Source organism: Streptomyces sp. NPDC046727, from assembly GCF_040645635.1.
Lineage (GTDB): Bacteria > Actinomycetota > Actinomycetes > Streptomycetales > Streptomycetaceae > Streptomyces.
In genome coordinates this window covers 90,458-102,798 of the sequence record NZ_JBEYYR010000020.1, presented here as the reverse complement: position 1 = coordinate 102,798, position 12,341 = coordinate 90,458, and the positions used below count along the sequence as shown (strand labels likewise).

The window sequence follows — 12,341 nt, the reverse complement described above, 5'->3', positions numbered from 1 at the left end:
CCGGGACTCACTCGCCTGAGGCCTGCTCGTCCGGTACCTGCTCGTCCGGGAGCTGCTCGTCCTCCTCGAACAGCGGCAGCTCCGCCCAGATCGTCTTGCCCTCCGAGGTGTGCCGGCTGCCCCAGCGCTGGGTGAGCTGGGCGACCAGCAGCAGGCCCCGGCCGCCCTCGTCGAAGATCTTGGCCCGGCGCAGGTGCGGGGCGGTGTGGCTGGTGTCGGAGACCTCGCAGATCAGCGTGGTCGCGTCGTGGATCAGGCGGAGCCGGATCGGGTGGGAGCCGTACCGGATGGCGTTGGTGACCAGCTCGCTGACCACCAGCTCCGCCGTGAACGACGCCTCGCTCAGCGACCAGGTGTCCAGCTGCTCCACGACCTGCTTGCGGACCGGCGCGACCAGCGCCGGGTCGGCCGGGACGTCCCAGGTCGCCACCTGCGCCGCGGGCAGGCCCTGGGTGCGGGCGAGCAGCAGCGCCACGTCGTCGGCGGCGCCCCCGGACGGGAGCAGGGCCTGCAGGACGCGGTCGCAGGTCGTGTCCAGCGAGTCGGTGTCCGCGCTGTCCCGCCCGAGCGTCCGGTACAGCAGCTCCCGGCCGGCGTCCCCGTCCCCGTCCCGGCACTGCACCAGGCCGTCCGTGTACAGGGCGAGGACGGTGCCCTCGGGCAGTTCCAGCTCGGCGGACTCGAACGGCAGCCCGCCGAGGCCCAGCGGGGGACCGGCGGGCAGGTCGAGCAGCTGCGGCCGGCCGCCCGGCCGCCGCAGCACGGGCGGCGGATGCCCGGCGCGGGCCAGCGTGCAGCGGCGGGACACCGGGTCGTACACGGCGTACAGACAGGTCGCGCCGACCTCGCCGGGGCTGCCGTCGCCGGACTCCTCCGACAGCCGGACCACCAGGTCGTCCAGGTGCGTCAGCAGCTCGTCCGGAGCCAGGTCGATGTCGGCGAGGGTGCGGACGGCGGTGCGCAGCCGGCCCATGGTGGCCGAGGCCTGGATGCCGTGCCCGACGACGTCCCCGACGACCATCGCGACCCGCATCCCGGACAGCGGGATCACATCGAACCAGTCCCCGCCCACCCCGGCCCGCGCGGCCGGCAGGTAGCGCGAGGAGGCCTCCAGCGCGGCCGTGCGCGGCAGCGAGCGGGGCAGCAGGCTGCGCTGGAGCGCGAGGGCGGTCTCCCGCTCGCGCGAGTAGCGGCGGGCGTTGTCGATGCAGACGGCGGCGCGGGCGGTGATCTCCTCGGCCAGCAGCACGTCGTCCGCGGTGAACGAGTCCGGCCGCCGGTGCCGGGTCAGCAGGGCGACACCGAGGGTCAGTCCGCGCGCCTGGATCGGCACCGCCATCGAGGAGTGGATGCCCACTTCCCGCACCCGCTCGGCGCGCGTCCCGTGCCAGTCCAGCCACCGGTCGATGTCGCCGGCGGCCACCGAGGCGGTGATCGTGCGGCCCGCGGTCAGCGCGTCGCTCTGCGGGGAGGAGGCCGGGTACTCCTCCGCCTGCCCGGGCTCGATCACCGCCTCCGGTACGCCGCGCAGCACCGACTGGTGGGCGGCGCGGCGCAGCCGCACCGGCGGGGTGACCCGGGCCGGGGGCTCGCCGCCGTACTCCTGCGGGTCCAGCAGGTCGATGGTGACGAAGTCGGCGAGCGCGGGCACGCACATGTCCGCCAGCTCCTGTGCCGTACGGGTCACGTCCAGCGTGGTCCCGATGCGCACGCTGGCCTCGTTGACCAGCTGCAGCCGCTGCCGGGCCCGGTGGCTGTCGGTGACGTCGTGGGCGGACATGCACACGCCCCGCACCCGGCCCGCCGGGTCCCGGACCGGCACGATCCGGGCGAGCCAGGCGTGTGCCCGGTCCTCGCCGCCGGTGCGCAGGAAGGTCTGCACGTCCAGCGGCCGGCCCGAGGCGAGCGCCTGGAGCATGCCCTGCTCCAGTTCGTCGCTCTGCGGCTTGCCGCCGATCTCCGGGAGCCGCAGCCCCCGTACCCGCTTCTCGGGCAGTCCGACGACGGTGGCCATCGCCTCGTTCATGCGGCGCAGCCGCAGCCGGTCGTCGTACACGGCGATCGCGCACGGCGACTGGAGCAGGGCCGCCTCGGCGAGCGGATCGTGCCCGGCGGGCGGCTCCGCGCCGGGGAGCGGGGTGACCACGACCCAGCCGCCCGGCTGCTCGTCGTGCGGGGGGCGGCGGTGGGCGAGCAGCCACACGGAGACCGTACGGCCGTCCAGGTGGCGCAATCCCACCGTTCCGTCCCAGCGGGATCCCGTGGGCGGGGCGGGGGCCGGCACACCGACGCCGGCCAGCAGCTCGGCGGCGGGACGGCCCAGGACGGCGTCGGCGGAGTGGCCGAGCAGGCGCCGGGCGCCCTCGTTCCACTCCGTCAGCGTCCCGTCGTCACCGATGACAGCGCGGGCCGTCGCCGCATCGTCGAACGGATAGACCCGGGTCATCGTCGCCGCTCCCAAGCGCACACTCACAGTGAACAGGTGGCACCACGTGTGTTCCAGCCTAGTGCGTCCGGCACGCCCGTGACGCCGACCCGGGCCCCGCCCGGCCGACCGGTCGAACGCGGCCGGGGGGCGGTCAAGGGGGAAATCCGGCCCATCTGCGACGGAGGGCAGCCGCGCGGTTCCGAACCCTTGACGATCGTGTGTGGCAGGCCGTCAGAATCTGTTTGTTCACGATCAGTTGTGAGTACTTCTGGGCCCTGATGAGGGAGAGCCGCCCATGACGGTCACACGGAGATCGGTTCTGGTCGCCGCCACGGCAGCGCCCGCGGCCGGATCGCTCCTGAGCATCCCGGCGGCCCCGGCCGCGCTCGCCGCCCAGGCGTCCGGTGCCGGGGGACGCCACACCGTGCCGCTGCGCGACGGCTGGCGCTTCGCGCTGGTCGACCCGGGCGGCATCACCGACCCGACCGGCGCCTACGGACAGGCCGCCGACCCCGGCTACGACGACTCAGCCTGGCGCGAGATCGCCGTACCGCACGACTGGAGCATCGAGCAGACCCCCACGACCGAGCACGGCACCACCAGCGGCACCGGCTTCTTCCCGGGCGGCCTCGGCTGGTACCGGCTCGCCTTCACGCTCCCGCGGTCCTGTGCCGGCCGGCGGGTCTCGGTGGAGTTCGACGGCGTCTACATGGACGCCTACGTCTACTGCAACGGCACCCAGGTGGGACACCACCCCTATGGGTACACCGGCTTCGCCCTCGACCTCACCGGTCTGGTGCACACCGACGGCAGCACGCCCAACGTCATCGCGGTCAAGGTGCAGAACCAGCTGCCGAGCAGCCGCTGGTACTCCGGCAGCGGCATCTACCGCGAGGCCCGCCTGGTGATCACCGAGCCGGTGCACGTGGCCCGCTGGGGCACGTACGTCACCACACCGGAGGTCTCCGCGGACCGGGCGCTGGTCCGGGTGCGGACGACCGCGCGGAACGAGTCCGGCACCGGCACGGACGTGGAGATCCGGTCCCGGATCACCGCCCCCGACGGCTGTACCGTTGCCCGTACGGCCACCACGGTCGCCGTCTCCGAGGAGGCCACCGAGACCCACGAACTGACCGTCCCGGCGCCCCTCCTGTGGGACTTCGCGACCCCGGAGCACCGCTACACGCTGCACACCGAGCTGCGCGTCGCGGGCCGCACCACCGACACCTGCCGCACGCCCTTCGGTATCCGCACCTTCCGCTTCGACCCCGACGAGGGCTTCTCCCTCAACGGCACCCACAGCAAGATCAAGGGCGTCGACCTCCACCACGACCAGGGTGCCCTCGGCGCCGCGATCAGCGTCGACGCCGTGCGCCGGCAGATGCGGATCATGAAGTCGATGGGCGTCAACGCCTTCCGCACCTCGCACAACCCGCCCTCGCCGGAGATGATCCAGGTCTGCGAGGAACTGGGCATCGTGATGATGGTGGAGGCCTTCGACTGCTGGAAGACCGGCAAGACGCGGTACGACTACGGCCGGTTCTTCGACGAGTGGTGCGAGAAGGACGCCACCGAGATGGTCCTGGCCGCCCGCAACTCGCCCGCCGTGGTGCTGTGGTCCATCGGCAACGAGATCCCCGACTCCACCTCCACCGCGGGGCTCGCCATGGCGGACCGGATCATCGGCGCGATCAAGGCCGCCGACGACACCCGGCCGGTGGTCATCGGCTCGAACAAATACCACGGCGTGCCCGCCGCCGGCTCCGCGGCCGACCGCATGCTCGCCAAGCTGGACGGCCTCGGCCTGAACTACAACACCGCCAAGTCGGTCGACGCCCTGCACGCCACGTACCCGCACCTGTTCCTCTTCGAGTCCGAGTCCTCCTCGGAGACCTCGACCCGGGGCACGTACCAGGAGCCGGAGCACCTGAACACCGGCGAGAACCACACGCCGGGCAGGCGGGAGGTCTCCTCCTACGACAACAACCTCGCCTCCTGGACGATGAGCGGCGAGTACGGGCACAAGAAGGACCGGGACCGGAAGTGGTTCGCGGGCCAGTTCCTGTGGTCCGGCATCGACTACATCGGCGAACCGACCCCGTACGACGTCTTCCCGGTCAAGGCGTCCTTCTTCGGCGCCGTCGACACGGCCGGCTTCCCGAAGGACATGTACCACCTCTTCAAGAGCCAGTGGACGACCGAGCCCATGGTCCATCTGCTGCCGATGACCTGGAACCACGAGGAGGGGGACACCGTCGAGGTGTGGGCGTACGCCAACGTGCCCTCCGTCGAGCTGTTCCTCAACGGGAAGTCCCTCGGCGTACGGGAGTTCGACGTCAAGCGGACCACCGACGGCCGCAGCTACCTGGAGACCACCGAGGCCACCGGCGACGACAAGACCTTCACCGACGGCCCCTACCCGGGCAGCTACACCAGCCCCAACGGCAGCGCGGGCAAGCTGCACCTGACCTGGAAAGTGCCTTACCGGCCGGGTGAGTTGAAGGCCGTGGCCCGGCGGGACGGCGAGGTCGTCGCCACCGATGTCCTGCGCACGGCCGGCGCCCCGCACGCCGTGCGCCTCACCGCCGACCGGGACTCCCTCGCCGCCGACGGCCGTTCGCTGGCCTTCGTCACCGCCGAGATCGTCGACGCGTACGGCGTGGTCGCGCCCGACGCCGAGCACCTCATCGCCTTCGATGTCACCGGCGGCTCCCTGGCCGGCGTCGACAACGGCCGCGAGGAGAGTGCCGAGCGCTACCAGGCGAGCACCCGCACCGCCTTCCACGGCAAGGCCCTCGCCATCGTCCGGTCCGGTCCGAAGGCCGGCACCCTGAAGGTCACCGCCCGGTCGGACGGCCTGCGCACGGACACCGTCCGCCTGCGCACCACCCCGGTCCGCTCCGCCGCCCGCACCGCGCCCGCCGACTTCCGCCCCGACCACCCGGCGCCGCCCGGCCACCCGTACGCGGACGCGAGTTACTCCGGCCGCCCGGACACCCTGCCCGCCGCCATGCTGGACGGCGACCCGGCCACCGGCTGGTCCAACGCCTTCGTCAAGTCGGCCACCGCACTGCTGCCCGCGTTCAGCGGGGCCCGCGCGAAGGACTGGGTGTCGGTCCACTTCGGGCGTACCCGGACCGTCGACCGGGTGGCGGTCTCCTTCACGGTCGACGCCGGCCACACGCTGCCCGCACAGGCCGACGTGGCGGTGTGGGACGGACATGCCTACGTCCCGGTGACCGGGGCGAAGGCGGACTGGGCCACCGCCTCCGACAGCCCGACGGTCATCACCTTCGACGCGGTCCGCGGCTCGCGGCTGCGGCTGACGCTGACCAGCGCCCACCCGGGTCAGTCGAAGGGAGCGGTGCGCATCAGCCGGCTGGACGTGTGACGGGGCCGCCGGTGCCCCTCTCACAGCAGCGTCGGCTGCAGCGCTCCCTCGTGCGTGAGCAGCCACCGCTTGCGCTCGACGCCACCCGCGTACCCGCGCAGTGAGCCGTCCGCGCCGATCACCCGGTGACACGGGCGGACCAGGAGCAGGGGATTCGCGCCGAGGGCACCGCCCACCGCGCGGATCTCCGACCGGGCCACCCCGATCCGGGCGGCCAGCTCGCCGTACGTGGCCGTCGTGCCGTACGGGACGTCGTCCAGCGCCTGCCACACGGCCTGCTGGAACGCGCTGCCGGCGGGGGAGAGCGGCAGGCCGAAACGGGTCCGGCGGCCCGCGAAGTACGCGTCCAGCTGCCGGTGCGCCTCGGTGAACGGCCCGTCGTCGCGGTCCTCCCCACGGACCGCGGGCGCGCCGCGCTGCCCGGGCAGGGACAGCGAGGTGAGGGTGGCGTCGCCGGCCGGGGACACGGATGCCGTCAGCAGCAGGTCGCCCAGCGGGCTCGGGTGGACGGTGTGCGCGGTGCGGTTCGTCATCGGGTCCTCCTCGGCTTGCTCCGTGCTGTCGAGTCTGCTGCGCCGGGCCCTGCGCCACCGGCGGGAATCGGACATGGCCCTTGAGCCTGGCCGGTACCGTGTCGAATATGGCCTGACCTGCGGGTATTTACGCGCGAGTACCCGCACGGTACCGTGAGGGGCATGCCAGCTCTCAATGTGGAGTTCAGCGAACGGGAACTAGAGGACCTGCGACAGATCGCCAAGGAGCGCGGTACGTCGATGAAGGCCCTCGTCCGTGAGGCCGCCGCCGCCGACATCGCCCGGCACCGGGCCCTGCAGGAGGGCGCCGAGGCGTTCCGCCGCTTCTTCGCCGGCCACGCCGAGGAGTTCGCCGCGGCCTTCCCCGACGACGAGCGTCCCGCCAAGGACGAGGCCGCCTGAGCGATGCCCTCCACGATCCATATCGACGTCCCGTGGCTGCTCCAGCGGCACGAGGAGGTCCTGCCCGACCAGCCCGCCGTGGACGACTTCTCCGCGCTGGTCGCCGCCGTCGCCCGGCACCGGGTGGACCCGCCCCGGCTCGGTGTGGACTCCGACGCGGCCTGGCGCGCCGCCGCGCTGCTGCACACCCTCGCCGTGCTCAAGCCGCTGCCCGCCGCCAACGCCCGCTTCGCCTGCGCCACCGCCGTGGCCTACATGTTCGTCAGCGGCGTCGGCATCGACCCGCCCTACGGCGCCCTCGTCGACCTGGCCCGCGACCTGATCTCCGGCAAGACCGACGTGTACGGCGCCGCCGACCGGCTGCGCTCCTGGCAGATCTGACGGGGCCGTACCGCCCCGGCCCGCCCCGGCCGGCGGGGGAAGCCGCCGGGGCCGCCGGCCGGGGACGGGCCTTCCGAGGAGGACCGGTTCCCAGTCCACTACCGGGCCGCGCACTCCGGGAGCGTGCGCGTCCGCCCGGTGCGTGCGCGCGCTTCACACGGGGCGCATGAGGAATCCGGCCGCTTTCGGACAAGTCCCGGCCGCCGCCCCGATTCTGACTTTCTTTCAAACCAGTCGATGTCGTCCGTACGCCTTGTTGCTCGTGCGGCACGTGTGCAAGGGTTCAAACGCGGTGAATTTCCGCTCGCACCACGCGCCAAAGGAATCCGCTCAGTGCCCACCCCCCGCCCCCCTCGTCCTCCCTATCCGCCGACCGGCGCCGATCCCGGGGAATCCGACGAATTCCTCGCCGGCCCGCTGCGGGCCGGCTCCGACGCGGAGGCATCCCGGTCCGCCGCGCTCCTGATGGCCCGGCACTGGCAGCCGGCCCACGAGTACGCGGTCATCTGCCTGGCCGCCCCCGGACCCCTCGCCCACATGGTCACCGCCACCGCCTTCCACCAGGTCCTCGGCCGGCTGGCGCTCGGCGAACCCGCCGACGCGCTGCGGCCACGCCTGCTGGTCACCGTCCGGGACACGGTCGTGAACTGGTCCGGCACGGACCGGATCACCGCCGTACTGCCCGGCCTCGGGATACCCGGCGGGGGCCGCGGGATGCGCGCCGCGCAGACCCTGATACCGGAGAACCGCGCCCTCTCCGACCGCGCGTTCCACGGCCTTTCCCGGCTGGAACAGGCATTGTTGTGGCACACCGAGGTCGAGGCCGAGCCGCTGGGTGTTCCCGTCGCGTTGCTCGGCATGGACATCGACAGCGCGCCGGCCCCGCTCGAACAGGCCCGGGAGAAATTCCGGGAAGGCCTGGTACGCGCCCACCGGGAACTCGCGCCCGGTAAGGAATGCCGTTACTACAACCGTCTGCTGGACGTCCCGATCCGCCGGGGCGGCGCTTTGCTGCCCGACGTCCAGGAGCATCTGGCCGGCTGTGCCCACTGCCGGCACGCGGCCGAGCAACTCGGTCATTCCGAAGCAGCCTTGGGCGTGCTGCTCGCCGAGGCCGTGCTCGGCTGGGGCGCCCGCCGCTACCTCGACTCGCGCCCCGGCCGCCGTCCGGACCCCGCCCGCACCCGCGGCGGCTCCCGGCGCTCCGGCGGGCGCCGGCGCGGCGGCGGATCCGGACTGCTGGCCCGTGTGACCGCGCCCGGCGGACGGCGCCGCGCCGAGGAGGGCGGCCCGGGGCCCGCGGACCGGTTCCTCGCCGCCGGCTCAGCGCGCCGCGCACCCGGCACCGCCTGGTCGTCCCGGACGCTGCTGACCGGTGTCGGCGTGGCCTCGGCCGGACTGCTCGCCACCGTCCTCGTGGTCAGCGTGTGGCCGGACGGCGACGACGGCACCGACCCGGCCGCCACCACTGCCGTCCCGGGCGCCTCGTCGTCGCCGGGAGCCTCCACGGCGCCGGGCACCGCGGGCCTGCCCGCCGCCGGCAGGCCGGGCCCGCTGCGCAACGCCGCCGGTCTGTGCCTGGACGTCAGGGGCACGCCCGGGGCCGGGGCGAGCGCCGTCCTCGCCGAATGCACCACCGCGGCCACGCAGCAGTGGACGTACGACACCGACGGGCTGCTGCGCAGCGCGGCCGGTACCGGCCTGTGCCTGGACTCGCACGCCGACGCCGGCGTGGTGCTCCTCGGCACGTGCGCCGACGCCGGGTCCGGGCGGCGCGACGACGTGCGCTACGACCTCACCGGGCAGGGCGAGTTGCTGCCCCGCTGGGACCGGACCCTCGCCCTCGCCGCCGACGGTGACCGGCCCGGCGCCGACCTCGTCGTCAAGGTCCGGGACGGCTCGGCCGGCCAGCGCTGGACGGCCCGCACGCCGACGGCGGATGGCGGAGGCACCCGCTCCCGGTGATCACTTCATGAACACAGGGAGTCATGAAGGGGCTCGGCGTGGTCAGAGCCGGAATGTTTCAGGACGATTAACGAAGCGCTGATTTTCGGCCATGCGACCGCTTGCTGCCCCTGGAAACGGCTCTGTTCCGGGGTCACGGCGTTCGAATTCCGTGACTTCACGCCACTGATTCAACACGAAAGGTTACCGAAACCCATGGGTTCGATGTGAGTTTCGCCCGTGGACTCGGCAGAGTGGCGCTCGCCGCTCCGGCACCCGACCGGACCGGAGCCGGCACCTCGTCTGTTCGAGCGGAAGGATGCACACAATGCGGAACACCGCGCGCTGGGCAGCGGCCTTCGGCCTCACGGCCACCGCCGTTTGCGGACCCCTGATCGGGGCCGCCGTCGCTGCACCGGGCGCCGCCCCGTCGTCGCTCTACGCCCCCTCGGCCGTGGTGCTCACCACCGGCCACGGCAGCGACGCGGCCACGGCCACTCCGGAGCGCGCCGTCACCCTGAACTGCGCTCCCACGGCCTCCGGCACCCACCCGGCAGCGCCCCAGGCATGCGCCGAACTGCGCGGCATCGGCGGCGAACTCGACGCCCTGAAGCCCGCCGACGACGTGATGTGCACCAAGGTCTACGACCCCGTCGTCGTCACGGTCCAGGGTGTCTGGCAGGGCAAGCGCGTCAACTACGAGCGCACCTTCGGCAACGCGTGCATGAGGGATGCCGTCGGCGGCAGCCTGTTCGCGTTCTAGAGACCGGGATCGCACGGGTCCTCGTGGACGCCGGATCAGGCCCGCAACTGGGGAGTGCGGCCCCTGCAGCGGGGAACCTGCGATCTCGCACCGGGGCAGGCGGGCGGAGTGGGGCCGCCCGCCGGCTCCGGGCACACAGCCGCTCCCCGGGCAGGTCCGTGGGGGACCTCCCGGGGAGCGGCGAAAAACCAGCGGTTTCAACCGGGAGTTCGGCCCTCGCGCCGGTGACTCGTGTCGCACCGGGGCCCCCGGCGACCGCGCCGACAGCCACGCAGAGCGACACGGAACCGGTCCGACGGCTGTGCTCCCGACCCCCGGTTCGATCTCCATGGGCCCTTCCGGCAGGAGGGGCCCGTCCTGTTGCCCGGACGTCAGTCGCCGTCCGCCTGCTGCTGTGCTTCGGTGTTCGGAGTGATGGCGTCTCCGGCCTCGCCCGACGCGGTCCTGTCCTCGTCGCGCCTCTCGGCCTCCTCGATCTCCCGGAGCACTTCCTCCAGGGCCGTCTCCGGCCGGTCCTCGCGGTCGTTCCCACCCGGCATGGCGCCTCCTTCCGTCGCCCTGCGAGTTACCCGCCGGTGACATCCCAAGCGTCCCGCCGGACAGGGCGAGGGGCCGCCGTCTCCCTGCCGACGGCGGCCCCTCGGGTCCGTGGGTGCGGTGGTCGTCACATGTGGACGACTGGTGCGGCGCCCGCGTCCTGCCGCGGTACCCCGCGCCGGTAGCAGAGGAAGGCGATGACCGCGCCGGCGCCGAAGAGGACCGCCGACCACCAGAAGGCGGTGGTGTAGCTCTCGATGGTGGCCTGGGCCCGCACCAGCTTGCTGGTGGCGTCCCGGCCGGACAGGTAGTCCGTGGCGGCGCTCGATGCGAGGGTGTTCAGCAGGGCCGTGCCGATCGATCCGCCCACCTGCTGCATGGCGTTGACGGTCGCGGAGGCCACGCCCGCGTCCTCGGCCGCGACCCCGCCGGTGGCCAGCTGCATGGCCGGCGGCATGACCAGGCCGAGGCCCACACCGATCACGATCAGCTGCGGCAGCACCGCGCTTGCGTAGGAGGAGCCGACGCCGATGCCGGTCAGCCAGGCCATGCCGGCCGTGGCGACGGCGAAGCCCAGCGGGATGACGGTCTTCGGGCCGAGCCGGGGCAGCAGCAGCGTGGTGCCGGCCTGCGCGGTCACCATCAGCGCGCCGACCATCGGCAGGAACGCCACACCGGTCTTCGTGGGGCTGAAGCCGAGGTTGAGCTGGAGGTAGTAGGTCAGGAAGAGGAACACGCCGAACATGCCCGCGCCGGTGATGAGCACCGCGAGGAAGGAGGCGGCGCGGTCGCGGTCGAGCAGGATGCGCAGCGGCAGCAGGGGGTGCGCCGCCCGGGTCTGCCACCAGGTGAAGGCCGTCAGCAGGAGACCGCCCGCGATCAGGAAGCCCCAGGTCAGCGGCGAGTCCCAGTCGTGGGTCTCGGCGTTGGAGAAGCCGTAGACCAGGGCGAACAGGCCGCCGGCGACCAGGACCGTGCCGGGCACGTCGAGCTTGGCGTTCGTAGCGTCGCGGTGGTTGCCCAGCAGCGTCCAGCCGCCGGCGAAGGCGACGACCGCGATGGCCACGTTCACGTACAGCGTCCAGCGCCAGTCCAGCGCGTCGGTCAGCACACCGCCGAGCAGCAGGCCGACCGCGCCGCCGGCACCGGCGATCGCGCCGTACACGCTGAACGCGCGCGCCCGCTCCCGGGCGTCGGTGAACGTGGTGTTGAGCAGCGACAGTGCGGCGGGGGCGAGGAGCGCGCCGAAGACGCCCTGCAGGGCGCGGGCCGCGACCAGCATGGTGAAGCCGTTCGCGGCGCCGCCGAGCGCGGAGGCCGCGGCGAAGCCGACGACGCCGACGAGGAAGGCGGGCTTGCGGCCGAACAGGTCGGCGATCCGGCCGCCGAGCAGCAGCAGGGAGGCGAAGGCCAGCGCGTAGGCGGTGACGATCCACTGCCGGTTGCCGTCGGAGAAGCCGAGGTCGGTCTGGGCGGACGGCAGGGCGATGTTCACGATGGTCGCGTCGAGGACCACCATCAGCTGGGCGATCGCGACGACCGCGAGGATCCACCACCGCTTGGGCGAGGCCGCGCCGCCGTGCTCTATCCCCACCGCTCCCGCGCGGGAGCCTTCGGCCAGGGTCTTCTCGGGCATGGAGCCGCTCCAGGGAGGTCGTTCGGGTGCGGAAGGCAAACAGCTCGTAAACGAAACTGTTTCGTACACATCGAGCCTACGGGAGAGCGAGCGAAACGGCAACGTTTCTTTATTCCGGAGGTGACGACGAACGGCGACGGCTACCTCTCCGCCGGAGTGCCCTCGGGCACCCCGGTGCCGGGCCTGGACCGACCGGCCCGGCCCGCCGGTCGCAGTCACCCGAGGTGACGCGAGGTGCGCGGTGTTTCAGTGTGTGGCGCCCTGGATACACCGCGAGGGTTCGGCCCCGGAGTTCGCGAGCCCGTGCACGCCGTCGCAGTGAGGTC

The 12,341-nt window shown here is 73.0% G+C and carries 9 protein-coding genes; 5 read left to right on the top strand and 4 right to left on the bottom strand.

Annotated elements, in window-relative coordinates; all coding sequences use genetic code 11:
- Positions 1-7 precede the first annotated feature (7 nt).
- Entirely contained in the window at positions 8-2,446 is a 2,439-nt protein-coding gene (locus ABZ937_RS24235; protein WP_361695133.1) for a SpoIIE family protein phosphatase, read from the bottom strand.
- 277 nt (positions 2,447-2,723) lie between these two features.
- Here ABZ937_RS24235 and ABZ937_RS24230 point away from each other — a divergent pair, with 277 nt between their 5' ends.
- On the top strand, positions 2,724-5,819 hold the full coding sequence (locus ABZ937_RS24230) for a glycoside hydrolase family 2 TIM barrel-domain containing protein (RefSeq protein ID WP_361695131.1): 3,096 nt from the start codon (positions 2,724-2,726) through the stop codon (positions 5,817-5,819).
- A 20-nt stretch (positions 5,820-5,839) separates the two neighbouring features.
- Here ABZ937_RS24230 and ABZ937_RS24225 read toward each other — a convergent pair whose 3' ends face one another.
- Positions 5,840-6,352, bottom strand: coding sequence for a methylated-DNA--[protein]-cysteine S-methyltransferase (locus ABZ937_RS24225; protein WP_361695129.1), 513 nt, complete (start codon positions 6,350-6,352; stop codon positions 5,840-5,842).
- A gap of 162 nt (positions 6,353-6,514) precedes the next feature.
- Between ABZ937_RS24225 and ABZ937_RS24220 the strand changes: the two genes are divergently transcribed.
- The 4 genes from ABZ937_RS24220 (at position 6,515) to ABZ937_RS24205 (ending at position 9,842) form a co-directional block, all read left to right on the top strand.
- Positions 6,515-6,754 (top strand): hypothetical protein, encoded by a 240-nt coding sequence (locus tag ABZ937_RS24220; RefSeq protein WP_361695127.1) that lies wholly within the window; start codon positions 6,515-6,517, stop codon positions 6,752-6,754.
- Positions 6,755-6,757: 3 nt separating this feature from the next.
- Complete coding sequence (locus tag ABZ937_RS24215; protein ID WP_361695125.1) at positions 6,758-7,135, top strand: toxin Doc; 378 nt, start codon at positions 6,758-6,760, stop codon at positions 7,133-7,135.
- A gap of 333 nt (positions 7,136-7,468) precedes the next feature.
- Positions 7,469-9,100, top strand: coding sequence for an RICIN domain-containing protein (locus ABZ937_RS24210; protein ID WP_361695123.1), 1,632 nt, complete (start codon positions 7,469-7,471; stop codon positions 9,098-9,100).
- Positions 9,101-9,407: 307 nt separating this feature from the next.
- Complete coding sequence (locus ABZ937_RS24205) at positions 9,408-9,842, top strand: subtilase-type protease inhibitor (RefSeq protein ID WP_361695121.1); 435 nt, start codon at positions 9,408-9,410, stop codon at positions 9,840-9,842.
- 371 nt (positions 9,843-10,213) lie between these two features.
- Here the strand turns inward: ABZ937_RS24205 and ABZ937_RS24200 are convergent, their stop codons facing one another.
- Both ABZ937_RS24200 and ABZ937_RS24195 read right to left on the bottom strand, forming a co-directional pair.
- A complete protein-coding gene (locus tag ABZ937_RS24200) occupies positions 10,214-10,381 on the bottom strand; it encodes a hypothetical protein (protein ID WP_361695119.1) in 168 nt (55 codons plus the stop codon).
- 125 nt (positions 10,382-10,506) lie between these two features.
- On the bottom strand, positions 10,507-12,015 hold the full coding sequence (locus ABZ937_RS24195) for an MFS transporter (RefSeq protein ID WP_361695117.1): 1,509 nt from the start codon (positions 12,013-12,015) through the stop codon (positions 10,507-10,509).
- Positions 12,016-12,341: the final 326 nt, after the last annotated feature.

What these genes read in the sequence shown, in the direction of transcription:
- ABZ937_RS24220 (WP_361695127.1), top strand. Translation starts at nt 6,515, where the DNA reads ATGCCAGCTCTCAATGTGGAGTTCAGCGAACGGGAACTAGAGGACCTG.
- ABZ937_RS24205 (WP_361695121.1), top strand. Translation starts at nt 9,408, where the DNA reads ATGCGGAACACCGCGCGCTGGGCAGCGGCCTTCGGCCTCACGGCCACC.
- ABZ937_RS24200 (WP_361695119.1), bottom strand. Translation starts at nt 10,381, where the DNA reads ATGCCGGGTGGGAACGACCGCGAGGACCGGCCGGAGACGGCCCTGGAG.
- ABZ937_RS24225 (WP_361695129.1), bottom strand. Translation starts at nt 6,352, where the DNA reads ATGACGAACCGCACCGCGCACACCGTCCACCCGAGCCCGCTGGGCGAC.
- ABZ937_RS24235 (WP_361695133.1), bottom strand. Translation starts at nt 2,446, where the DNA reads ATGACCCGGGTCTATCCGTTCGACGATGCGGCGACGGCCCGCGCTGTC.
- ABZ937_RS24230 (WP_361695131.1), top strand. Translation starts at nt 2,724, where the DNA reads ATGACGGTCACACGGAGATCGGTTCTGGTCGCCGCCACGGCAGCGCCC.
- ABZ937_RS24215 (WP_361695125.1), top strand. Translation starts at nt 6,758, where the DNA reads ATGCCCTCCACGATCCATATCGACGTCCCGTGGCTGCTCCAGCGGCAC.
- ABZ937_RS24195 (WP_361695117.1), bottom strand. Translation starts at nt 12,015, where the DNA reads ATGCCCGAGAAGACCCTGGCCGAAGGCTCCCGCGCGGGAGCGGTGGGG.